General features: G+C 45.7%; 24 protein-coding genes and 1 riboswitch. Of the genes, 3 read left to right on the plus strand and 21 right to left on the minus strand.

What is annotated here, in order from left to right:
• Positions 1-16: 16 nt before the first annotated feature.
• The 8 genes from MKY82_RS18360 to MKY82_RS18395 form a co-directional block, all read right to left on the minus strand.
• Positions 17-493, minus strand: coding sequence for a MarR family transcriptional regulator (locus MKY82_RS18360; RefSeq protein ID WP_339294043.1), 477 nt, complete (start codon positions 491-493; stop codon positions 17-19).
• Between the two features lie 282 nt (positions 494-775).
• Entirely contained in the window at positions 776-2,320 is a 1,545-nt protein-coding gene (locus tag MKY82_RS18365) for a right-handed parallel beta-helix repeat-containing protein (RefSeq protein ID WP_339294044.1), read from the minus strand.
• A gap of 76 nt (positions 2,321-2,396) precedes the next feature.
• The gene (gene trxA, locus MKY82_RS18370) at positions 2,397-2,708 is read right to left on the minus strand and encodes a thioredoxin (protein ID WP_220687390.1); all 312 of its coding nucleotides are present in this window, start codon (positions 2,706-2,708) and stop codon (positions 2,397-2,399) included.
• A 13-nt stretch (positions 2,709-2,721) separates the two neighbouring features.
• Complete coding sequence (locus MKY82_RS18375) at positions 2,722-3,612, minus strand: class I SAM-dependent methyltransferase (protein WP_339294045.1); 891 nt, start codon at positions 3,610-3,612, stop codon at positions 2,722-2,724.
• Positions 3,613-4,132: 520 nt separating this feature from the next.
• Positions 4,133-4,858: a hypothetical protein gene (locus MKY82_RS18380; RefSeq protein ID WP_194543057.1), complete on the minus strand. Its 726-nt coding sequence runs from the start codon at positions 4,856-4,858 to the stop codon at positions 4,133-4,135.
• Entirely contained in the window at positions 4,845-5,567 is a 723-nt protein-coding gene (locus MKY82_RS18385; RefSeq protein ID WP_220684978.1) for an ABC transporter permease, read from the minus strand. The genes MKY82_RS18380 and MKY82_RS18385 overlap by 14 nt, the downstream gene beginning before the upstream one ends.
• On the minus strand, positions 5,564-6,418 hold the full coding sequence (locus tag MKY82_RS18390) for an ABC transporter ATP-binding protein (RefSeq protein WP_220684977.1): 855 nt from the start codon (positions 6,416-6,418) through the stop codon (positions 5,564-5,566). Before MKY82_RS18390 ends, MKY82_RS18385 begins: the two co-directional genes overlap by 4 nt.
• Positions 6,415-7,047, minus strand: coding sequence for a TetR/AcrR family transcriptional regulator (locus MKY82_RS18395; RefSeq protein WP_194543060.1), 633 nt, complete (start codon positions 7,045-7,047; stop codon positions 6,415-6,417). The genes MKY82_RS18390 and MKY82_RS18395 overlap by 4 nt, the downstream gene beginning before the upstream one ends.
• 163 nt (positions 7,048-7,210) lie before the next feature.
• Here MKY82_RS18395 and MKY82_RS18400 point away from each other — a divergent pair, with 163 nt between their 5' ends.
• The gene (locus tag MKY82_RS18400) at positions 7,211-8,455 is read left to right on the plus strand and encodes a sodium:proton antiporter (RefSeq protein ID WP_194543061.1); all 1,245 of its coding nucleotides are present in this window, start codon (positions 7,211-7,213) and stop codon (positions 8,453-8,455) included.
• 121 nt (positions 8,456-8,576) lie between these two features.
• Here the strand turns inward: MKY82_RS18400 and MKY82_RS18405 are convergent, their stop codons facing one another.
• Complete coding sequence (locus tag MKY82_RS18405) at positions 8,577-9,941, minus strand: TrkH family potassium uptake protein (RefSeq protein WP_194543062.1); 1,365 nt, start codon at positions 9,939-9,941, stop codon at positions 8,577-8,579.
• 175 nt (positions 9,942-10,116) lie between these two features.
• Positions 10,117-10,264: riboswitch (cyclic di-AMP (ydaO/yuaA leader) on the plus strand.
• A 110-nt stretch (positions 10,265-10,374) separates the two neighbouring features.
• Between MKY82_RS18405 and MKY82_RS18410 the strand changes: the two genes are divergently transcribed.
• Together MKY82_RS18410 and MKY82_RS18415 are read left to right on the plus strand one after the other, a co-directional pair.
• The gene (locus MKY82_RS18410) at positions 10,375-11,058 is read left to right on the plus strand and encodes a universal stress protein (RefSeq protein ID WP_194544833.1); all 684 of its coding nucleotides are present in this window, start codon (positions 10,375-10,377) and stop codon (positions 11,056-11,058) included.
• Between the two features lie 132 nt (positions 11,059-11,190).
• Complete coding sequence (locus MKY82_RS18415; RefSeq protein ID WP_336245463.1) at positions 11,191-12,486, plus strand: TrkH family potassium uptake protein; 1,296 nt, start codon at positions 11,191-11,193, stop codon at positions 12,484-12,486.
• A gap of 80 nt (positions 12,487-12,566) precedes the next feature.
• Here MKY82_RS18415 and MKY82_RS18420 read toward each other — a convergent pair whose 3' ends face one another.
• The 12 genes from MKY82_RS18420 to MKY82_RS18475 all read right to left on the minus strand — a co-directional run bounded on the left by MKY82_RS18420 (position 12,567) and on the right by MKY82_RS18475 (position 22,152).
• Positions 12,567-13,826: a glycosyltransferase gene (locus MKY82_RS18420; RefSeq protein WP_339294046.1), complete on the minus strand. Its 1,260-nt coding sequence runs from the start codon at positions 13,824-13,826 to the stop codon at positions 12,567-12,569.
• The gene (locus MKY82_RS18425; protein ID WP_339296696.1) at positions 13,823-14,485 is read right to left on the minus strand and encodes a TetR/AcrR family transcriptional regulator; all 663 of its coding nucleotides are present in this window, start codon (positions 14,483-14,485) and stop codon (positions 13,823-13,825) included. Before MKY82_RS18425 ends, MKY82_RS18420 begins: the two co-directional genes overlap by 4 nt.
• A gap of 161 nt (positions 14,486-14,646) precedes the next feature.
• A complete protein-coding gene (locus MKY82_RS18430) occupies positions 14,647-15,489 on the minus strand; it encodes an SUMF1/EgtB/PvdO family nonheme iron enzyme (protein WP_194543066.1) in 843 nt (280 codons plus the stop codon).
• A gap of 221 nt (positions 15,490-15,710) precedes the next feature.
• Positions 15,711-16,346, minus strand: a complete 636-nt coding sequence (locus MKY82_RS18435; RefSeq protein WP_220684972.1) for a glycoside hydrolase family 11 protein — start codon at positions 16,344-16,346, stop codon at positions 15,711-15,713.
• A 303-nt stretch (positions 16,347-16,649) separates the two neighbouring features.
• Positions 16,650-17,087, minus strand: a complete 438-nt coding sequence (locus MKY82_RS18440) for a hypothetical protein (protein ID WP_339294047.1) — start codon at positions 17,085-17,087, stop codon at positions 16,650-16,652.
• The gene (locus MKY82_RS18445) at positions 17,077-17,544 is read right to left on the minus strand and encodes a MerR family transcriptional regulator (protein WP_339294048.1); all 468 of its coding nucleotides are present in this window, start codon (positions 17,542-17,544) and stop codon (positions 17,077-17,079) included. Before MKY82_RS18445 ends, MKY82_RS18440 begins: the two co-directional genes overlap by 11 nt.
• Before the next feature lie 755 nt (positions 17,545-18,299).
• Positions 18,300-18,707, minus strand: coding sequence for a helix-turn-helix domain-containing protein (locus MKY82_RS18450; RefSeq protein WP_220684968.1), 408 nt, complete (start codon positions 18,705-18,707; stop codon positions 18,300-18,302).
• A gap of 152 nt (positions 18,708-18,859) precedes the next feature.
• Positions 18,860-18,964, minus strand: a complete 105-nt coding sequence (locus tag MKY82_RS18455) for a DUF6254 family protein (RefSeq protein WP_015735743.1) — start codon at positions 18,962-18,964, stop codon at positions 18,860-18,862.
• Positions 18,965-19,284: 320 nt separating this feature from the next.
• Complete coding sequence (gene map / locus MKY82_RS18460) at positions 19,285-20,031, minus strand: type I methionyl aminopeptidase (protein ID WP_339294049.1); 747 nt, start codon at positions 20,029-20,031, stop codon at positions 19,285-19,287.
• Positions 20,032-20,053: 22 nt separating this feature from the next.
• A complete protein-coding gene (locus MKY82_RS18465; protein WP_339294050.1) occupies positions 20,054-20,824 on the minus strand; it encodes a helix-turn-helix domain-containing protein in 771 nt (256 codons plus the stop codon).
• 304 nt (positions 20,825-21,128) lie between these two features.
• Positions 21,129-21,689, minus strand: a complete 561-nt coding sequence (locus MKY82_RS18470; protein WP_339294051.1) for a hypothetical protein — start codon at positions 21,687-21,689, stop codon at positions 21,129-21,131.
• 238 nt (positions 21,690-21,927) lie between these two features.
• Positions 21,928-22,152, minus strand: a complete 225-nt coding sequence (locus MKY82_RS18475; RefSeq protein WP_071220789.1) for a helix-turn-helix transcriptional regulator — start codon at positions 22,150-22,152, stop codon at positions 21,928-21,930.
• Between the last annotated feature and the right edge of the window lie 2 nt (positions 22,153-22,154).

Genomic DNA, 22,154 nt, shown 5'->3' on the forward strand with positions numbered 1-22,154 from the left:
GTCATCTCCTACAGAGTTATTTGGATTCCGAAGTCATCAGCAGCCACGTATTAAGAAAGCGAATAATCACATCGATTTCGTTATCATTAAAATGACTGAACAGTTCGTAGTACTTCTCTTCAGCGTGCTGATGCAGCTTATCGTGCTCTGCAGCCAACTGCTTCCCTTGATCTGTAGCCTCATAATAAATTTCTTTAAGATTGTCCGTTTTCTTTGCAGTCACGACTAAATCGTGTTGAATCAATGTATTTATGGCTTTGGTTATAGCGGATTTTGATAAATTTAATTCCGTTGCTAAAGACGTATTATTTAATTGACATGGGTGACGCTTTACTAAAGATAAGATGTGAAGTTGCGTCATGGACCAGTTTTTTACTGAATCTGAACCAACAGCACTCTCAATCGACGTGTTCCGAGCCCTTAAACTTTTCTCTCTATTCATAATGAAATGTTGGACAGCTTCAATCGCTTCTTTACGTTTATTTGAGATCATGGGAGTCACCTCCTTTGAGAATATTGTTAACCATTCAACAATTATAGTTTACCAGTTAACAAAAATATGTCAAGAAACTAAGCTCATAAAACATATTGGGGAAAAGTAATAACAGGAAGACAAAAAAGCCGCCAAAATTGGCGACAGTTGATGGGTTCGAAGATGTTAGCTTAAAATAATACAACGTTGTCCACATAAGAACATACGATTGCTGCCGAAACAGCCTATTATTAGTCTCTCTTAACATTCCAACTCTGTTACTCGTTTCTAAAAAGCATAACATTACTCATCTGCGCCAATGTTCACATCGGCCCCTTGCACTCTTGGCTGCCCGTCAATGTCCTGGGTACCGATGATCCCGTTATCCGTCGAACCGGCATCAATCGCTGGGGACGAAGATTGAAGATGAAAGTTGCCTCCGGAAGCATTGACGAATGCAGGATCCTTGAAGAATGAATGCGCATCGTTGCCGGTTCCCGCTTGATATGCGGAAAAGCCAGCATAATCTTTGTTCTTCCATGTCCAGAAAGCATCCGTGCTACCGCCTGGTGAAAAATATAGATTGTAATCCACCACGTTACCTGAATTTTTTGTATATTCATTGTAGATCAGCACACCCGTTGAACTGGCCACAAAGATATTGTTCTTAATCACGTTATTCTTCGTATCATACTGCACATAGAGCTGACCGCTGCCCTCACCTAAAAGATCGTTATTGTAGACGGTGTTGTTCACGATCTTGCAATTCACCGTTGACCCCCGTTCGTCGTCGTATCCACCCATGGCGATGCCCGTCAACCGGTTATTGTGCACCACGTTGCTTCGGATCGTAATATCACTGGTGGATTTGCCCGCATGCTCCGAGGCAATTTCAATGCCGATGTCATTGTTGTTGCTGTAGTTCTGCTCAATAATGCTGTCTTTACCGCCATCAACATAAATACCACCGGCTGCATTACTGTTATTCGGGAGTTTTTTCCCATAAGAAGGATTGTTGTTGGAGGAAATATTATATACCCGATTGCCTTTCACCAAACCATTTCGGGCCTGGTCGTATGCTTCTTCCGGCGCAGTTCCCTCGAAACCGATAATATCGATCCCGATGTTGTCGTTATCGTGAATGAGATTGTCCGTTACTTTAAACGTATCTACATTACCATTCAGCACCAGTGTTTCACTGGAACCCAAGATTAGATTGTACAGCTCATTCCCGTGAATCGTAATGTCATGAAGCGATTCCGGAGCTTTGGTGCCGTATACGGCGATACCATGAGCATCTCTGCCAAGCAAATCGCTGCCGATAGGTGTGACTGTGCTCTTGATATCATGGATTTTGTTATTCGTCAGATTTATAATGCCGCCAGAACCTTGAACATAAATTCCAACAGGAACCGCGTTTCTGGAAGTCGTTGTAAAGTTGCGAATCTCCAAGCCTTGAATCGTAATGTAATTCACATTGGTTAGCTCGACAAGCCCTTCGATCCCGTTGACTGAAAGTCCAGTACCATCGATGATAGCTTTCTCTGAACCATAGTTCTTGAAAGTTATGGGACCCTGCGAGGCTGTACCGGAACGTGTTATCTTGAGTTTTTGATTATATACGCCGCCCCGAACGTAAATCAAGCTGCCCGGATCAGCCTCCTCAGCCGCATGCTGCAGCGTCTTCCAAGGCGCAATCATCGTCCCTGGATTGGAGTCACTCCCGTCGGTAGCTACATAGTACTCAGTACCGGCTGCCGACACGGGGGAAGATTGTACATTTCCAGAATCCAAACCAAATACAGTTATGCTCAATCCCACCAGCAACGCCTTTACTAATTTCAACATCGTTCCTCATCTCCCATCTGTTCCTATTTATATTACATGGAGATCAATACTCGAGTCACTACGAATATGGGAAAGCCTAAAAGGCAGTGCGTTGTTTCAAGACATGTTTCGGCAATATGCCCGCTTCTTTATATAGAAGCTTCCCATCTTTGAAAACAAGGGTGGTCGGTATGCTCATAATCTGAAATTGGGAAGACGTCGCCGGGTTTTCGTCTACATTTACCTTAACTACTTTAATGGAATCTTTTGCCTCCCTTTCAAATTCCTCAAGAACAGGTGCAAACATTCTGCACGGACCACACCAGGAAGCCCAAAAATTCACTACGGTTACTCCGTCGGTTTGGATCATCCCTTTAAAAGTAGAATCTGTTGCGTGTTGAATCGCCATCATCATCATCCCTTCAAATTTTTCTTGTGTACATGCTTAGATCCTGCATTCGAACCAGTACTTTGCCATAACGACCACTCTGTCGAATCGTTACTTTGCCGGACGGGTACGCTTGTTCCAAATAGTCTGCAACCAATTTCCGATTCTGCTCATCTGTAGCCAGACTGTGACTGCGAAGCCAGTTCATCATTTCCTCTAACGCCGCTTTTCTTGTAACTTCCGTCGTTTTCGTTTCCCGTGTTATAAGAGACTCATAGGAATAGCCTTTGAGATACAGCAGATGAAGCAAATATCCGAACTCCAAGTGCTTCGATTGGAAGGGCTGACCGGTGATGAGCGGCCAGATTTCATTCACCAAACTGATTTCCATGGAGCCTGCCGGCATACTGATATAACAATAATCCCGGGCGCATTGTAGAATCTTTTCGACGCTATCCCAATCCAGAATGACCGGACACATCGAGACAAAAACCAGATCAAAGGCATTACTCCAGTCTCTAGCCAGCACGTCAATATCTTCAAAAGGTTCGGGCACAATCTTTACCTGGTCATCGGCGAATTTTGTGATATTTTCCTTCAGCAGTTCGATCAAGGGTAGAGAGGATTCTACAGCAGTAACGCGGGCCCCCCGCTCTGCAAACGGCACCGAGAATACTCCCGAAGCGGCGCCAATGTCCAGCACAGACGCGTTGTTGAATTGAACTCCTTGTCCTTCAATCCAATTCATGATCCGTGTGGTCCGTTTTCTTCCCTCTTCATTAAACGATTGCTCATTGAAAGTCTTCGCCTTGTGATCAAAGGCACGGGTCGGGTCGGTTCCGGCCTTTTTCATCTTGTTCACAACACGTTCGCCATGTTCTTTCCAAGCCTTTTCCCAAATAGCCTCATTAAAAAAATCATTCATAACTTCCATCTCTCTTTCCGTTATAGTTTCTGGTTGCGGTTGTGAAACCCGTCGACGCTTCCAATGATCACCACATCGAAAGTTGGTTGATTCATTGGTTTTTTTCATTAATGGATCTACATTATCCATAATTATGATGCAAAACATGTATCCCTTATTGTTTAGTATACGCTCACTTCCCGAATGTTCCTGAGCCTGCTGTACTTCTGGAGAACAGCATGTCCCCTCCCCTCTTCCTAGCTCTTCTTCTTAAGATCGCTATTATTATGGATGTATAATATCCATGATAAACGAGTCAACTTCAATATGCAATACCATTTATTAGCCATAGTCTGCTTCTGCCTTATGCTGACATTGAACATTTAACAATCTAACTTTCGATGTACCCATCAAAAACGTAACGTTTACTTCGGGGGCTGAATGGTATAACCGATTGTTAGACCATAGCAAAAGCAGCCGATCATTCAGATCGGCTGCTTTATGCTCAGATGTCACATGAACCTATACTTTGGTCGCCCCTTTAAGATTGTCTATTGTTAAACACAGATACCATAAAATATAAGTAGGCGGCATGTAACAGCAATCCGACCGAAAAGAAAACGATTGCCAACATAGGTTCATTCTGCGTGATCAGATAGGGCACTTTTGCAGGCCAATACGTTGGGAGCCAAGCGCCTAACACCTGCCAAGCTCCTGGAACGAAGTTGGCCACCACAGGTCCGGCTATGAACAGCCCTCCTATTTTAGATAAGGCTAATCCTTCTACCTTGTTCGCTGAGAAAGCGGCAAGGAACAACGAGAATATTGGAGCTTCCGATGCCAGCAACAGCAAAACACCCAATTTAGCCCAGTGAATATCCGATAAAGTCGAAAAGGACAGATATAGAATGGATAATACGGTGCATAACAGAAAAGGAAGCGTCACTCTATATAGCAAATAACCTTTACGCATTAGTGGGGTAACCGCATAATATGCAATCACATTCTCGTCGCGTTCATCGAGAATAAGGAGACCGGTGAGCATTCCTGTCAGCATGGGGATCGTAACAATTAATAACGATGCCGCAAAGCCGCGATACGGCTCCAAATGAAACGAATAGTTTACATCGAGCCAATTAACGGCAACCGGGAATCCAAACCTCGATAGAAACAAAAGCAGCAGCGGACCGAACATAGCTGCCATCAGAACGGGATCCTTCCACGCATGCCGTAGATCCATGATCATGAGGGCTTTATATCTCTCCATTAATGCCCCCTCCTTCACCTACGCGCATCAACACATGTCGAGTATAGGATCGCTGCGCCCAGATGTAAGCCGCAAAGTTCCAAATCAACAGAATACATACGGAATATAGAACGCTGCCAATAGATAAGCCGTCACTGGGAGACACAAGTAACCGGAGAGTTCCTTCGGTTGGAAGGACGAGAAACAGGTCTTCATGCCACAATTGAAGAAAACTTAACAATGGAAGGATGAATGGCAGCGCGTAGACCTGCACCATCAGAATAAAACCGTTAATTGTCCGTTGGCGTGCCGCCACGCCAATCGACAGCAAGGTCATGAAGGTTGATGTTAATACAATACCGGCAGAAAAAGCAAGCGGATATTCCGGGAGGCTGCCGGTCGCCATATGAATCACCCAGCCTGCCGCAAGGGATAACACCGACAGGGACGCAGCCTTCGCCAGCAAATATTCCCGAATGTGTACCGGCGCTACAAACAACGGATCGTGGACGCCCTGGTCCCTCTCCAGCAGGACCATACCGCCTGCCATGATAAGCCCAAGGGCTGCGGGATCGCTGAATGTCAACACAATCGCTGTTGTCTCCTGGTAGGCCTCGGGTACGAATCGGAGCAAAATCCAATAACAGGTACAGACAAACATATAAACCCAATAGAATCCGTGGCGCCACTGGAAACGCAGATCGAATACAAATAAGCTTAGGCCCTTCATACAAGCTGCCTCCCGGTTACCTCAATAAAAATTTGTTCGAGCGACGCCTCTTGCGAATGAATGGTATCGAGGGGATAATCCTGTATCAGCTTAAGAAATTGGTTATTCTCACCGATGCCATCCAGAGAAAATACCGCTCCCTTTAATTCGCCATCCCTACTGTATTCGACTCGGACCTCCTTTCTTCCCTTACGAAGTTTCAACTCTCTGGGTGAATCGATTAATTTGATTTCACCGTCGACGATAAAGGCTACCCGATCGCAAAGTTCTTCTGCCGCTTGCATATTATGCGTTGTTATTAGAACCGTCTTGCCGGCAGCCTTTTTAGCAAGTATCAATTCCTTCATTCGGTGGGCATTGACCGGGTCTAATCCGGAAGTAGGTTCATCCAGAAATAGGATTTCTGGATCATGCTGTAACGCCCGACAGAAATTCAACCTCATCTTCATGCCCTTGGATAGCTGGGAAACCTTCATATTTGCGGCATCTGTTAGATCGACTTGTTCCAGCAATTTCATGGGATCCTCCGTCTCCCCCTTGTAAAGGGAACGAAAGAGCTTTAAATTGTCAAGAACCGAAAATTTACTGTAGAAGTTCGGGAATTCAAAAGCTACTCCAATTCGCTCATAATAATCGGGACCAGTATCCCTGATTTCGTTGCCCATGACTTTTATACTTCCTTGATAACCTTTCAGAACACCGATCAGCAGTTTTTGCGTCGTGCTTTTACCAGCGCCGGACGGGCCGAGAAAGCCAAAGATTTCGCCAGGCGGGATGACAAAATCAAGCCCATGCAGGGTGGGCTCTTTTCGATTCGGATACGTGTAATGAAGCCCTCTTACTTCGATCACAACGCTCCATCTCCCTTCAGCGCATTAGACACCGCAAGCATGCCGGCAGATAATAACTCGACTAGCAATTCGATCGTAGATGTAAATTGCTCCTCTCCAATCTCTTTTTGGTGCAGCGTAAGCAGTGCCAAGGATCTGATCATGCCCACGATGGATTCGGGTGCCGTACCAGGTAAAATGCCAGCCTTCTGCCAAGCCGTAATCACAGGCAAGAGCGCGTCTTGATCCTCCGTAAAGTTACGCTCCAGCAAGTCTTTCGGCAATTTCCTGAACAACAACTCCATCTCCCCGCGATCCATCATCTGGCGAAGCATTGGGCTCTCGTCCATCATCCTCAGTGAATATAAGAGAAACCGTTTAATGCTTTCCTTACTGCAAACCTCTTCAGGAGGGAATAAATCAAGAACGGCATTGCGAATTCGCTGCTCCTCCTCCAGAATCAGTTCATAATATAATTCCTCTTTCGATCCGAAAAACATGTAGAACGAGCCTTGGGCAATGCCGGCGGCCTTTGTCAGATCTTCAACACTCGTTTTGCGAAGGCCCGCCGTTTCGAAATGATGGCGTGCCTCCGTCAGCAGTTTTTGGCGTATCCATTCACGTTCTTCATCCGAGAATTTTTTGGGCATGTTGCATATCACATCCTTAATCAGGCCGTTTGTGATCCTGTGAATAATTTTATTTTATATTCATAAAAGTACTCCCTAAATCCCCATATGTCAATATATTTGGTGTTAGGGAGTCTTTAGGTTACAATAAATGGAGATTTAATCCTTTGATGAGGGGTGCCGTATGCATCATTTTAATGAGGTTTTCGTGCAGTTGCTGATTTTGCTTGCGATATCGATGGGTGTTATCTCGATAGCCAAAAAAATGAATCAGCCCTACTCTATTGCACTTGTTATTGTAGGCCTGCTGCTTGGTTTGATCCATGTGCCTGTGTTGGATGAAGCCGAATCGTTTATAACCCAATCGAATGTGTTTCAGGCAATCATTATCTCCCTGTTCCTTCCTATCCTTCTTGGAGATGCAACATTAAAGCTTCCGTTCTCGCATCTTCGTAAACAAGGAAAGCCGGTGATTGCCCTCGCGTTTGGCGGCACCTTGCTCTCTTTCCTTCTTATAGCTCTAGCCATGTATGGGTTTATGGGATTGCCTTTGATTGTTGCATTTACCTTTGCAGCATTGATGAGTGCCACGGACCCGATCAGTGTCATCTCCATCTTCAAATCATTAGGCGTACCGAAGAAAATTGTAACCATCATCGAAGGGGAGTCGCTGTTTAATGACGGAATTGCCGTTGTGTTATTTCAGATCTCCTCTGTTTATTTGCTCACGTACATGGAAATGGGTTGGGCGGGAATAGGCAGCGGTGTATTGCTCTTTTTGAAGTTTAGTATTGGCGGTATCGCTGTTGGAGGCGTGTTAGGATATCTGTTCTCACAGCTCATTCGCTTCTATGATGATTATCCGCTGGAGATAGCTTTCTCTATGCTCCTGTTCTTCGGAAGTTTCTTTATTGCCGAACATTTCCATGTATCTGGCGTCATTGCCGTTGTCGTGGGCGGCTTGATTTTTGGCAGTTACGGAGCGCGCATCGGGATGTCGGATACAACCAAGATGAATATTAATTCGTTCTGGGACGTCATCACGTTAATCGCAAATTCATTGATTTTTTTAATGATCGGTCTAGAAATCAAGCATATTAACTTCGCGGACAAGTGGGCGTTAATCGGAGCAGCCATTCTTATCGTTCTACTCGGAAGAACATTGGCCGTCTACGTAAGCTTGTACTTCCTGAAATCCTTCCCATCTTCATGGAAGGTGGTTTTGAATTGGGGAGGGTTAAAGGGCAGCTTGTCGATCGCTCTCGCCTTAAGCTTGCCCCCAACCTTCGACGGACGCGATGATATACTCGTTCTCACCTTTAGCGTTGTCCTTTTCTCACTTCTCGTTCAGGGGTTAACCATCAAACCTTTGGTTAAGAAGTTTGGATTAGCCAGCCCCGTGAAGGAAAAAGACGGGGCAGATATGTAAGAACCCTCCGTATAAGCAAAACAGAACATAAAACGAGTATAAGGTTCAGCCCCGGAGATCGAATTAAACGACTCCAGCTGAACCTTATTTTTTCGTATCCCGATTTGCAGATCGACCACTCTTAACCAATAAGCACTTTCTCTTCAGGCAACCGGTACTTTTGTTTGACTACTCTTTGCGACAGCGCGAAGGCCAGCGTTAAGGGGCCGAGTCTGCCGATGTACATGGTCAAAATGATGACTCCTTTACCAAAAGGAGACAGCTCAGGCGTCAATCCCATCGATAGGCCAACGGTGCCGAAGGCTGAGGTCACTTCGAACAGAACTTCCATAAAGTCCTTTTGCAAGCTATGCTCGCTTATGGTTAACAAGAATGTAGCGACAATCACAACGCTCACTGAGATCACCATGACGGCTATGGATCGGAGGATAATCGATTGGGGGATGCGTCGATTTAACAACTGCACGTCCTGCTTCCCCTTAATAATACTAATCAATGTGAATAACAGTACGGCAAATGTATTGGTTTTGATCCCGCCTCCCGTGGATCCGGAGGAAGCACCGATAAACATGAGGAAAATCATGAAAAACTGAGAAGTCGTCATCATCGCGGCTATGTCGATGGTATTAAACCCGGCCGTACGAGTCACCACGCCTTGAAAATAAGCCGCCCATACTCGCTCTCCCCAGCTCAAAGAGCCGAACGTACGGGAGTTGAACAACTCAATAATGAAAATTACGATAAACCCGGCTAAACATAGACATGCTGAAGTCGACAAAACGATTCTTGAATGAAGGGACAGCTTATTCCACCTTCTATGCTTCCATAAGTCCAGAACAACAGTAAATCCAAGCCCACCAATGATAAAAAGCAGGGTGATGACGATGTTGACCAGCGGGTCTCCCACATACCGGCTCAAACTGTCTGACCAAAGACTGAAGCCAGCGTTATTAAATGATGAGATGGAGTGGAACACCCCATAATAAATAGCTTGCCCCAAGCCCAGTTCCTCCTCCCAACGAACAATTAACAAGGCTGCTCCGACGAACTCGATAATGAGCGCAATCAGAAAAATACCTAGCGATAGCCTCACTACGCCTTGCGTTGATAATGCGTTAGTGGATTCTTGGAGGAGCAGTCGATTTTTCAGTCCAATTTTCTTTCCAAGCACAACGGCGATCAAAACTCCGAAGGTCATGAAACCAAGACCGCCGACTTGAATCAGGCACATGATCATGATTTGACCAAAAAGGGAAAAGTCGGTTCCTGTATCCACTACGGCCAATCCGGTTACGCACACTGCAGATGTTGAGGTGAACAAAGCGTTTAACCAACCTACACCTTCACCTGATGACGATGATATGGGCAAGGCTAACAAGATCGCGCCGATTACAATCGGTGCGGCGAAACCAAGAAGGATCAGTCGTGAAGATGATAGGTTAAACTGTTTTAATGATTTTAGCGGCTCCGATTTGCCTTTAGCCATCCTATTTTCCCCTTTCAGATACGACAGACCATGAAACCCCGTAGACTTCTTTGCGTAGTATATACCATAGTAAAGCATAATTTTTGCTGCAATCCAATGATATGATGTTGTTGACTGATCGCTAACTGTTTACTTTCAGCATGTTTTAGCATAATATTTATTACGATAAATTTCATACGCATGAATGCTTAATCCTCTATGAGGAACGGGGGAACCAACAAAGCGACTAAGCTTTAGGGGTGAATTCTTTCTGGATAAGAAGGAACGGGAACTCTCAATCCCGAATCCGACAGCTAACCTCGTCAGCGTCTTGGGAAAGAACACTCTTACTACTTTGACTTGTCCATGATCCGTACAGCCAAGGCCTAGAAGCAGATTTTTCTCTGCCTCCAGGCCTTTTTTGTTAAAGCTGTTGTGTTTAGAAAAGAAAGGAATGATTATTCTGCTTAACAATGAAAAGATACTGGTATGCGTGTATTACGGTCCAAACGGAGAACGTCTCATCCGTCGAGGCGGCGAATTAGCCAGACTTCTTCAGTGTCCCCTGTTTGTGTTGAGCGTTATACCCTTGCGTGAAGATGAGTTAGATCAGGCACAAGAAAGGTATATGGCTGAGTGGCAAATGAAATGCGACGAGTATGGGGCAACCTTCATTGTCAAAACGAATGAAGATCGCAAAGCTTCGGAAATCATAGCGGAAACCGCCAAGAATCATCAAATTACCCAGCTAATCATCGGACAATCCGGTCAAACGCGGTGGCAAGAAATTACGCGTGGTTCGTTTGTCAACGAACTCCTTAACCAGATCGGCGAAACGGATTTGCACATTGTAGCGGTTCAAAGGATGGATGATCAAATGGCTGACACCCATGAACGGGGAATTCGAGTCACTGTGTTCAGGGAGGGTTCTCATTATCTGCTTGGCGGTAAGGAATCCGGGGGCGATCCAATAGCCGAGGGTCTATTTTTCAAAGAGTTAAATACCGATTTTGACACCGGCTTGCTGAAAATAAAAACAGACCACGAGATCCAATATTTGAAAATAAGTCACGGAAAAGTGGTAGAGTCGTCTTTTTTCCAAAACAGAAAATTCTTTGATAAACCCGGCGATCAATAAAGAATGAGGGTGGAACTTGTGAGAAGAACATTTATGAATTCAAAAGATCGATATACACAACATTCCGCTCCTGACACAATGGAGTTGTTTATCAACAAGCTTAAAAAAAATATGAGTCCCCCTCAACTCGTCATGCTTGTCTTTTTCACTTTAATAATAATCGGGACCACATTGCTCGCGCTGCCCTACTCTTCCTCCACCGGGAGGTCAATTGGTCTGCTGGATGCTTTATTTACAGCCACCTCAGCAATATGCGTAAACGGGCTCGTTGTCTTGGATACCGGTAGTGTTTTTTCAACTTTTGGACAAGTCATTATCATGATCTTGATTCAAATTGGCGGGCTCGGCTTTATGACCTTTGGCGTTATGGTTGCCATTGTTCTGGGGAAAAGGATTGGCTTGAAGCAACGAATGATTATTCAGCAAACCACGCATTCGACCTCGGCACAAGGTTTGGTTAAATTATCCATGTATATGGTACTCATTGCATTCGCGTTTGAAGCCTTGGCTACGATTGTCCTTACGCTCCGTTGGCAACAGGACGTCGGGTGGGGACAGGCAGCCTACTACGCACTTTTCCATTCCGTTTCGGCATTCAACAATGCCGGATTTGCCCTGTGGTCTGACAGCCTTTCTCCCTTTGTCGGCGATCCGATCGTCAATATTACGATTGTCCTGCTATTTATCATTGGAGGCCTCGGCTATATCGTCATTGTGGATGTATTCCAAAAACGTTCATGGAAGAAGCTTTCGCTTCACTCCAAGGTTGTCCTAGTCGGAACAGGAACGCTGTCCCTGCTCGGTTTTCTATTTATATACTTTTTAGAGAGCTGGAATCCGTCAACCTTTGGCCAATTGAGCGAAAGCGAACAAGTGCTGGCTGCTTTTTTCCAAGGCATAACGCCTCGAAGCTCGGGGTTTAACACGATAGATATCGGTAGCATGCTGGCGGCTTCTCAGTTTTTCATTATTATTCTGATGTTCATCGGTGCTGCTTCCGGAGGAACAGGCGGCGGTATTAAGATCAATACCCTTGTTGTACTCATCCTAGCTACGATCCAAACCTTTCGCGGGGGCGGTCAAATCCATGCCTTCAAACGCAAAATAGCAGGAGAAACCGTCATGCGCGCCCTGGCGGTTGTCATGAGTTCTTTGGTGGTCGTGCTGGGCGTTTCCCTGTTGCTGACCATCTCCGAAGGTATGCTCGAAGAACACTTCTTGGAAGTGTTGTTTGAAGCGACATCAGCATTTAGCACCACCGGTTTGTCGATGGGATTGACAAGTGAATTGTCCCCCGTAGGGAAAGTCATTGTAACGATAACGATGTTTGCCGGTCGTCTGGGGCCCTTAACGCTGGCTTACGCATTGGCTCAGAAAAAACGCACATCCAAAATTGGTTATGCGGAAGATCATATCTTGATTGGCTAACTCAGGGTTCCCAATCAAGAATTTTCTTGTCCAATAACACCTTAACTTTTGGACACATATCCCTTGTTAAAGGAATTCTCTCAAAAGTGATGGTGTAGCCGTCTCTCAATAAATTCTACAGTTCGATCAACACCTCTCTCCTCTGAAATTTTATCTGACAGTGCCATTACATTGGCTGTCAATGTTGAATGACTGGTTAGCTCCGCTATTCGCTCAGCCAAACTGGCTACTGACATTGATTTTTCAGGAATCGGCTTTGTCGATACACCTAGCTCATACATACGCTTGGCCCAGAAGGGTTGATCCGCATTGAACGGGGATATGGTCATCGGCTTACCTGCTCTCAAAACGGCCGCTGTCGTCCCTGCTCCACCATGATGAATAACGCCTGCAGCTCGCGGAAACAGCCATGCATGCGGTGCTTCCTGTATACACAGGATGTTCTCGGCCCCATTACCGGATACTTGCATTCCACTCCAGCCAACCAGAATGATGCCGCGTTGCCCCGTTTGTCGTAAAGCCTGCATAGTCATCTCGAGCACATGATCCGGATGCTTTAGAGGCATGCTGCTATAACTGATAACGATTAGCGGGGATCCTGACGCGATAAAAGACTCCAACTCCCTTGGTGGGTCCCAATCGGTATCTTCCAGAAACCAAACCCCCTCCATACAGACGCGATCCTTCCATTTCGGATCAAATGGAATAATCGAAGGACTGCAACCGTAAAGCACCGGAATATCGCGTCCATTTACGTGCAGATCATCGGAGAATAGACTTCGTGGAGGTAAATGTAACGTATCTCTTCTCCATGTATTCAACAATTTTTTGAAGGATAACAGCATGAAACGGTTGAGATGATAGCTTTTTTCATTTAACCATCGATTCCTGAAGGTGAAAGGTAAAATGGGATTGGTGAAAGCGCCTGTCGGTGCAATGATCGGAATTGGATGGGCTGCAAATACGGGAATATTCAGCTTTTGGGCAATATCATATCCAGCGAATGCTTTGGGATGGTAGATGAGGCAGTCCGCATCTTGAGAAGCGGTCCACAGGTCATCGAGCATTTGCTGCATCATAGGATATATAAGCTTTTTCATCTGCTTCATAATCTCGAAGGGATTGCTGCCCAGCATGCGTTTCCCTTCTGCAGATTGGGCTAGTTTCATAATATTTGCCTGTATTGGCGCGAAACCGACACCATGCCCTCGAACGAAGCCTTCGAAATCCTGCGATGTGCATATAACCACGTCATGTCCGTTGTTCTGGAGACCTCGGGCAAGGGCAATGAACGGCTGTACATCTCCCCTTGTTCCGATGGTGAGCAACTTTATTTTCACTCTTTTCCCTCCTTACGATAAATGCCGTACCTTAATATGTCCAAATAGGGTTTCGTGTCTAAAGCCGCACTTGCCTCGAGTTCTCCTATAGATTTCTCGTCGTACCGTTTGGTCATTTGCTTCGTAATTAGAGATTCAAGGGAAAGCAATACGAATTCGATTGCTTGCTTGGGATCGATTCCTTCCCTAAAACGGCTCTGATCGATCCTGCTTGCCAGGAGGTGTATGGAATCCTTGTTCATCTGTTGTTGTTTGAGCAGAAGATCCGCTTTCAGCTCTTCCGGCATAATCAGAAATGTTTTAGCCATAAATCCAAACCTGATGGGGTCACTTTTAAATACATCCATCTTTTTTTGAGATAATTGCTCTATCGCCTGAAACAGATCCTCGGAGAGATCCATAGGTGACGAAGTCAGTGAATGGTAGTAATGCTTTAAGCATTCATCCACCACCGTTAAATACAACGTTCTTTTATCCGAAAAATAATGAAACAAAATTCCCTTGGATACGCCAGCTGCTTTGGTAATTTGATTGGTTGAAGCTCCTTCATAGCCCTTGTGATAAAACTCCACTAAAGCTGCTTGCAAAATGGTTTGTTTTTTATCTGGCTCCATTGGTTTGTACGCCACCCCACCGATTGACCACCTGGTCAATATCATTTTGACCAAATTGTATTACACATCGACCACCTGGTCAATAGTGTGATGACTTGCTTGCATCAAGCCAGGAAATCAGCGGCCACCTTGCGGTAAGACTCACGGATAAACACCAACTTCACAAACTAAGTCCGGAATAAAAAAAGAAACATGACAACATAATGTCATATTTCTCCGCGAACGACACGAAAACCTTGATCGGGGCCAAAGCCATTGGGATCGAACTTCCCTCGGAAGGATATCTCGTTGTTGGTAACGTCGCCGATCCAACCGCCGCCCTTCACTACCCGGAAGGAACCGCTTGGACTATCCAATTCGCCGTGCCAGTCCCAGCACCATTCCCTTACGTTTCCAGACATATCGTAAATTCCTAACTCGTTGGGTTTCTGGGTACCGATCGATTTTGTTTGATTCTGATTGCTCTCTATGATAGGCCAGTTCCAATCCCCAGATAGGTATTTGTCTCCGGCGTTTTTCCAATACCATGCGACCTCATCGGCATTATTGCTTCCGCTATACATGTAACCCTTGCTATTCTGACCTCCGCCCGCAGCGTATTCCCATTCCGCTTCTGTAGGCAACCGATAACCGTTAGCTCCCTCATTGATCGTGACGGTCCATTTGATATCATCGTTATCGTTCTTATTATTCGCATCCTTTTTCACCTTGTCTATGTTGTAATACGGATTCAAGCCCTCCTGGATACTTCTTTGATTACAATACTCCACAACGTCATACCAGCTCACCATTTCTACCGGCAAATGATCGCCTTTGAATGCAGATGGATTACTGCCCATTACTTCCACCCACTCTTTTTGGGTGACCTCATATTTGCCGATGTAAAAGTTCGATAAGGCTTCTTTTTTATCAGCATAGTTAGACTGGTTGTTCTTAAAGGTCCCGCCTTTCACCAATACCAAATCATCCTTCTTTTCAGGCTGATCTTGCGAACAAGCGCTGATCACAGCCATTGCTGCTATTAAAAGGAACATTATTAGCTTTCTCATTGATAATTTCTCCTTTAAGCTAATAAAAAAATGAGAGCCCATGTTGCCCGCAACTTGCCTGCCCGTTACGTCGAAGGCCGTTCGTCTCCGCGAAAAACGACCCGCAACGTATCCGGATTTAGGGCTAAACGAAGGGAACGGTCAATCGGATAGCCGAACTCCGTTTTCCTAAGAGATGCTCCCCTCCGTGTCCGTTAGTTGAGTTTACGGATGGCGATTGGCTACCATACCGTTACGTTAGAGCTTCCGCTGCTTTGATAACCCTCTGTTGCTAACACCTGATAAGACCAGCTGCTCCCCAGATTCATTCCTTTACTTGCCCATGCGTTCACGTGGTTGCTGAAAGTGATGGAGGAGTTGACCCCCGTAGCTCTTTTCGATTGTCGAACGCTCCAGTACTGGGCAAACGTTTGTGTTCCGTCAATGGAAGGTGCATTGTATCGCATGGTCGTATAGATGTCGTATGTGCCTCCATCACTTGTGACTGTCCCTTTATGTGTTCCGGTAGGTCGATAAGTACCCCAGCTATCTACGACGTAGTACTCAATGAGTGCGTTTCTCGTCCATCCGTAGAGTGTCAAATACCCATTGCCGGACGGTGACCAGACGCCGGCATTGTAGTTAATCGTTCGGTTAGGCGATCCGGTATTCCAGCCTTTGCCGACAACGAAATTTCCGGTATTTTGCCATGTCACGCTGTAATTACCGCCGGAGCCGTTAACAGCATTCACGGTTCCGCCCCCATCGGTCCAATTTTGCCAGTAGTCGGTCGCTGCACTTGAGGTTGTCGCAAACATACCAAAACTCATGGTTGCTGCAAAAATAACCGTCATCATTTTCTTTCTAAACTTAAACATAATCTACCTCCTCATATTGTCGAATTGTGCCTTGCGTTGATTTTCTTGGCTGTGCTTAGCATGCGATTTCCCTTGTATTTTTCCTTTTACCTCCTTTCCAAGTAAATTATAGAATGATAGCGGTTTCAAAACACTTAGCAAATTAAATATGATATCTAGATTATTTTACAATTTTAGGAACTTGCGAGGGCGGATAGATCATAAAAAAGACTGCCGGAATATTACCGACAGTCCTTCTATTTCACAAAAGTAGTATCCCCCTTATCCTTTTCCCTTGTTCCACCCGATGAATGGACAGTCTTTTCATGAATAGTCGCTCATCTGACCTCCGAACCCCTTCGGCTTTCTTCTTATGCCCATTATGATGAAGATGAGATAGATTACGATCGCAATCGAATCGATTAACGTATCCATAAGCGCCGATATGTCTTGTAATGCCGTTATACCAAGAATGACCAGCAGCCGGACGATCAGAAGCGATACGATGGTCCAGGCGGCGAAGTGGGTCTTTGATCGTTCACTTTGGAATGACATAAGAATGAACACAAAGCCGAAAATCAGATTTTCCGCCGTGATGATGTGCCATACATACATGAATACTGTTTGGGTGTCCATCGCTATCGCACTCACATGGAGCACTGGCAGCACAATGGATTGCCCGTTCCATGCGTGCGTAAAGGCGAACAGTATCGCCAGAAGGCCGGCAGTCAAAAAATAAAAATTCCTAACCTTAATGCCCATGACATCCCTCCTCAGATATTTCCGGTTCCTTCTTGTGAATAGAGCGGTAAAGCTCGCGAACGATTTCTGCCAGTTGTTGGTCGCTTTCATGATTAAAGTCCCTTAGCGTTTCGGCTGCTACGTCAAGCAACTGACTGACCTTTTCCAGATGGGCCATTTTCGTGCGCGTTTCTGCATTCTTGGCATCGAGGAACGAAGCAACCTCACGGCAATAAGCAGGGTCTACCTTCTCCTTCCTGTGGAATCCAAACGTTCCCTTCATCTCGTCAAGCGTGAAGTCCGCATACTGCATGATTTGGATATTCATCAATTCGATGAGGTCGTTCTTCGAATACCTGCGGTACCGATTGTCTTCACGGGACGGTGATACGATTCCTATCCGGTCATAGTACCGAAGCGTATCCTTTGGAATCCCAAGCAGCTGCGAAACTTCTTGTATAGAATAAAGTTTTTCCATGAATTCAAAATAACATCGGAGTAAGCTCCAATGTCAAGTCATAATGTATTTTCATTATCAGAACAATCAAGCAATCGTTGACATGAAGGCATATGATATCCAGGAGGGTAGTCTCAATTTTTTCGCCCACCTTTGCTGCCCTTTTCGCGCCCGCGTCAACGAGATCATCAGCCCTGTCCACGGCAAACGAATTAGGGGCTGATATCTTACATTCAGATAGGATGTGCTTCTTCCCCCACTCATCGAATCCAGAAGTTCAATCATGGTTCGACCCTTCGGTGTCAGCGTATATTCTACTCTAGGCCGAGGCTCCGGATACGATGTTCTATCGATGATTCCATCACGCTCAAGCTCACGAAGCTGTTCAGTTAATATTTTTTTCGAAATGGATGGTAAATGTCGCAGCAATTCGCTATACCGAACGGGGATTGAGTTTTTATACAAAAATCGATAGATTGGAATTTTCCATCTCCCGCTTAACATGGAAAACACGATCTCAACGGGACATTCATTTCGTTGAACAGGCATTACTTCGCCCCCCATTTTTATCCATAAGGTCAGGGTTCTTCTTAACGATCTCGGTTGGTCAACGGTCGTTGATTTAGGTGATATTCGGCAAAGCTTACTACAAGAATCAATCATGCTTGCATGTGTGATTAGTGAAATTCAACTGCAATCGCCAGGGTCATCCTTTGCCCTTTTAAGACATTAAGTGTAAAACAACTGACTGGACTATGACCTTAACTTAGCAAGTACTAGTGATTTTCACTTTCCGCTTGTTTTTTGATTGAATCCACAGTGAGAGTGAATGCTTCCGCTGCTTTATATGCATCTAATGCATTTTGAAGGCGTTTTACTTGCTGATTCAACTCGTTTCGATTGTCTTTGACCTTTATCATTGCACGTGCCACGTGAATCAGCTCTTCTTTTGCTGCGTTTATCGCACGATGATGAGCTTTTTCAATCATCTGTACGGCCATATGAGTGTAGATCGCCTCAAATTCCTTATCATCAATCCGCTGCTCACGGGCAGCCAAATCGCTCTCGCTAATTACCCAATCTCCAGAGTCGTTCTTCGAAGCGGCTAAGCGCCCATCATTTATCATGTTAAGAATCGTTTTGTAATGAACCCCAAGTAATAACGCTGCTTCTTTAGCATTCATTTTAAACACCTTCCCTTATCTCTTGTTATCCATATATTAAGTGATAATTAGAGGTAAGTAAACCGAGATATCTAATGAATGATACAAGAAAGAAGACTGCCGGCATTAGAGGCCGACAGTCTTTCTCTCTTCCAAGCAGTATACTCTTCATCCTATTCGCTGGACAATTCCTTAAGCGATTTGATTTTACCATGGGGATGCTGTTCTTGCTTTCGCGACTTCCAGGCAGCTTCTTTCCTTCTCTTCTGGTGAGCCATGACAGATATCCTCCTTTGGAAACTGAATTGTATACCACTTACTTATATTGTCATTCCTCAGCTCGGTTCATTCATGGAAATCATATAGAGTCAATTGTTTTAAAAACAGTTATGTACTCGATGGCTTCTCTCTTATACAGGTCATGATCGGAGAAGGTGTGCGGCCTATGATTTCCTTAACAGCCCATTTAGCTTCACTAATCGGTTGGGGAAAGCGTCCGGAAGACCACCCGGAGTCACGTTTGAGGTCTAGAGTGTGGGTGATCTTGCTTACCGGGTTGGCGACTTATATCCGCATTGCCGTCCGTTCGCCTCTATTCTTACTGGGCCGTTAATATCAGCGGTCCGTCCGACATGATTGCGATTGTATGCTCATATTGCGCCGACAGCTTGCCGTCAGCCGTTCTCGCCGTCCACTGATCGTCGTCGATCGTGATACGGAACGTACCTTCGTTGAGCATCGGTTCAATCGTAAACACCATGCCTTCCTTTAATCGAATGCCTTTGCCAGCTACGCCGATATGCTCGTAGTTCGGCTCCTCGTGCAGGCTCCGCCCGATCCCGTGCGCCAGCAGATCGCGTACGAGGGAGTACCCGTTCGATTCCGCATGCTGTTGAATCGCCGACGTAATGTCGCCGAGCCGGCCTCCAGGGATTGCCCGGGAGATCCCCAGATCCAAGCATTCCTTTGTCACCTTCATTAATTTCTGTGCTTCCGGCCGGATATTGCCCACCGCATAGCACCAGCATGAATCGCCGAACCAACCGCCGTATTCCACGACGATGTCGAGCTTCAACAAATCGCCGTCCATAAGCGCACGATTCGAAGGAATGCCGTGGGCCACCACATCGTTAACCGAAGTGCAGGTTTCTGCGGGGAAACCGTTATACCCTTTCGTAAACTGCTTGCCGCCGAGTTTGGTGATGTGTCTGGCAACAAAGTCATTGATTTCGCGGGTGGTGATCCCAGGCTCGATCAGTTTGGCAACCTCACGGTAGCAGTCCGCAACGATTTGGCCCGCCGGCTTCATCTCCTCGATTTCCCTAGGTGATTTTAAGATGATCATCTATGTTTATTCACTCCTTATACTATAATTTTAAAAACATGACGATATCCTTGGCCTCTTCGTGCAGCTTACCGCGGCGAAGCGAAAGCGAGGCGCAGCCGACCAAGGCGGCCAACAGCATTTCCGCGCGCTGTAGCCGATACAGCGGCTCTGCCGCGTTTCCGCCGGAAGCCGCAGCCCCGTCCTCCGCGCGCCCGGTTTCTAGCAGCTCGGCAAGAGGCGTGAGCACCTCCCGGCGAAAGGCGGCCAGGAGCGGGGCCGAGCGCGCTTCTGGCAGCGAGGCAAAGCTCTCACCGGCCAGCTTATGCAGCAGGTACAGGGCATGGTCCTCCGCCCAAAGCTGCAGCAGCCGGACGCCGGCTACCGCGACGGGGCCAAGCTCAGCGGCAGCGGCCGTTTCGCGGCTTCTCATACGGGAATCCGCGGCAGCCGACTTTCCGGTGTCCGGCGCAGCAGCCAAGCCGAAATGCCCGCCCGATGGCACCTCCCCCGAAGCCGATGCAAGCGGGACCTTCGACGGATTCTTCACCAAGGCTTCTAACGCAGCATCTAGCGGAGCCTTCAGCCATCCACCGTCCCGCTCCAACGCATCCCATAGCAGATCGTGGAGTAAATCGCCTTTATTGCTGTAATAATGATATACCGTGCCATAGCCGAGTCCCGCCTGCGCGGCCACATCCCGGATTTCCAGTAAAGGACCTTTATCCAAAAACACATCGGCAGCGGCTTTCCGGATTTGCGCCAGACGCCGCAGCCGGATCTCTTCGTTTTGTTCCTTCGTGCGTGGAGTCATCTAGTCTCGTCACCTCATTTATTTTTGACCTACTCTTATGTCAATATAAAACATCAGCTTGCGAATAACAAGAGATTAGTGGAAGATATTCAGCTCAACCTAGATATCGGTGCTTGACCATCGGGTTAACCTCGAACAAGCGACCTGGTTCAACATTGCTACACTAACGGTTGTCATAGTGTTTAATCGGCCCAAAAACGAAGCAAGCTTCAAACCTTAAAAGGCAGCCGGTCATACTGGTCGGCTGCCTTCAACGCATTATTCAGCTATCGTTCCAGCTCGCTTAGGATAGCTTAGCAATAGATTAGAGTTGTTCCTTTTCCTTCATCCATTCTTTGTATTCCGGTAAAGTATATTCATCCGTTTTTACCACAGCCCAATGATTGTTCTTATGTTCTAAGTAGAGCTTAATTAAATGCTCTCCTCCAGACTCATCAAAATCATCGCTCATATAAACTATACTTGCATGAATGAGAACTTCCACTTCATGATCACTTATCGTTTTCACTTTCATTCGTTCATAACCTTCAATGTTGTAATTGGCATCCAACAAATGAACATGTTGATTTAAGGATTCAACCTCATTTTTCTCTGTATTGATTCCTAGTTTGAGGTCAACATTCTCTTTAAGATCCGGGTAATGGTCCCATAAAATATGTATATCCTTGTTAACCACGGCTTGCGTTCTATAATACATGTACTCTCTGACTGGCGTTATATATTTTACCCAATCCGATGGTTCTGGCTCTACAAAACCTGCTAGATCTGATTCAGCAGTGAGGTTTTCTGTTGAACTCGTATTTTGCTGACACCCGATTAAAGATACGAATAGTACAATTATTATAGTTCTTAATAGTAAAATCATGTTCTCCTCCTTCATTATATGACGATCTTAATATGACTCCCCGAATCAAAATTCCAACCCCTCTTCTATGGTTCTTGACAACCATTTTACCACGTATTAGGAAACACGAGCATAACCTGCTTCACGACAATCCTGACCGTCCATTTATGATTCGATTCTGTTTCACGTCAGACAATCATCAAGATTGCTTATGAAACACAAAAAAATCGCCGAAATGGCGACTTTTTAGATCCCTGCTTTATGATTCTTGCGTGTTCTCGTCACTTTTGTATTCTAAAATATCTCCAGGCTGGCATTCCAGCGCTTTGCAAATAGCTTCCAACGTTGAAAGCCTAATGGCTTTGGCCTTTCCGTTTTTCAATATAGACAGATTGGCCATGGTTATTCCAACCCTCTCCGAAAGCTCGGTTACGCTCATTTTTCGTTTAGCCAGCATCACATCAATATTGATAATAATCGCCATAG

It is taken from the genome of Paenibacillus sp. FSL W7-1279, from assembly GCF_037969845.1.
In the GTDB taxonomy this organism is placed as follows: Bacteria; Bacillota; Bacilli; order Paenibacillales; family Paenibacillaceae; genus Paenibacillus_AQ.

Bases quoted from the DNA above. Each gene is read 5' to 3' on its own strand.
- MKY82_RS18360 (WP_339294043.1), bottom strand. From the start codon at position 493: ATGATCTCAAATAAACGTAAAGAAGCGATTGAAGCTGTCCAACATTTC.
- MKY82_RS18365 (WP_339294044.1), bottom strand. From the start codon at position 2,320: ATGTTGAAATTAGTAAAGGCGTTGCTGGTGGGATTGAGCATAACTGTA.
- trxA (WP_220687390.1), bottom strand. From the start codon at position 2,708: ATGGCGATTCAACACGCAACAGATTCTACTTTTAAAGGGATGATCCAA.
- MKY82_RS18375 (WP_339294045.1), bottom strand. From the start codon at position 3,612: ATGAATGATTTTTTTAATGAGGCTATTTGGGAAAAGGCTTGGAAAGAA.
- MKY82_RS18380 (WP_194543057.1), bottom strand. From the start codon at position 4,858: ATGGAGAGATATAAAGCCCTCATGATCATGGATCTACGGCATGCGTGG.
- MKY82_RS18385 (WP_220684978.1), bottom strand. From the start codon at position 5,567: ATGAAGGGCCTAAGCTTATTTGTATTCGATCTGCGTTTCCAGTGGCGC.
- MKY82_RS18395 (WP_194543060.1), bottom strand. From the start codon at position 7,047: ATGCCCAAAAAATTCTCGGATGAAGAACGTGAATGGATACGCCAAAAA.
- MKY82_RS18400 (WP_194543061.1), top strand. From the start codon at position 7,211: ATGCATCATTTTAATGAGGTTTTCGTGCAGTTGCTGATTTTGCTTGCG.
- MKY82_RS18405 (WP_194543062.1), bottom strand. From the start codon at position 9,941: ATGGCTAAAGGCAAATCGGAGCCGCTAAAATCATTAAAACAGTTTAAC.
- MKY82_RS18410 (WP_194544833.1), top strand. From the start codon at position 10,375: ATGATTATTCTGCTTAACAATGAAAAGATACTGGTATGCGTGTATTAC.
- MKY82_RS18415 (WP_336245463.1), top strand. From the start codon at position 11,191: ATGCTTGTCTTTTTCACTTTAATAATAATCGGGACCACATTGCTCGCG.
- MKY82_RS18425 (WP_339296696.1), bottom strand. From the start codon at position 14,485: ATGATATTGACCAGGTGGTCAATCGGTGGGGTGGCGTACAAACCAATG.
- MKY82_RS18430 (WP_194543066.1), bottom strand. From the start codon at position 15,489: ATGAGAAAGCTAATAATGTTCCTTTTAATAGCAGCAATGGCTGTGATC.
- MKY82_RS18435 (WP_220684972.1), bottom strand. From the start codon at position 16,346: ATGTTTAAGTTTAGAAAGAAAATGATGACGGTTATTTTTGCAGCAACC.
- MKY82_RS18440 (WP_339294047.1), bottom strand. From the start codon at position 17,087: ATGGGCATTAAGGTTAGGAATTTTTATTTTTTGACTGCCGGCCTTCTG.
- MKY82_RS18445 (WP_339294048.1), bottom strand. From the start codon at position 17,544: ATGGAAAAACTTTATTCTATACAAGAAGTTTCGCAGCTGCTTGGGATT.
- MKY82_RS18450 (WP_220684968.1), bottom strand. From the start codon at position 18,707: ATGAATGCTAAAGAAGCAGCGTTATTACTTGGGGTTCATTACAAAACG.
- MKY82_RS18455 (WP_015735743.1), bottom strand. From the start codon at position 18,964: ATGGCTCACCAGAAGAGAAGGAAAGAAGCTGCCTGGAAGTCGCGAAAG.
- map (WP_339294049.1), bottom strand. From the start codon at position 20,031: ATGATCATCTTAAAATCACCTAGGGAAATCGAGGAGATGAAGCCGGCG.
- MKY82_RS18465 (WP_339294050.1), bottom strand. From the start codon at position 20,824: ATGACTCCACGCACGAAGGAACAAAACGAAGAGATCCGGCTGCGGCGT.
- MKY82_RS18470 (WP_339294051.1), bottom strand. From the start codon at position 21,689: ATGATTTTACTATTAAGAACTATAATAATTGTACTATTCGTATCTTTA.
- MKY82_RS18475 (WP_071220789.1), bottom strand. From the start codon at position 22,152: ATGGCGATTATTATCAATATTGATGTGATGCTGGCTAAACGAAAAATG.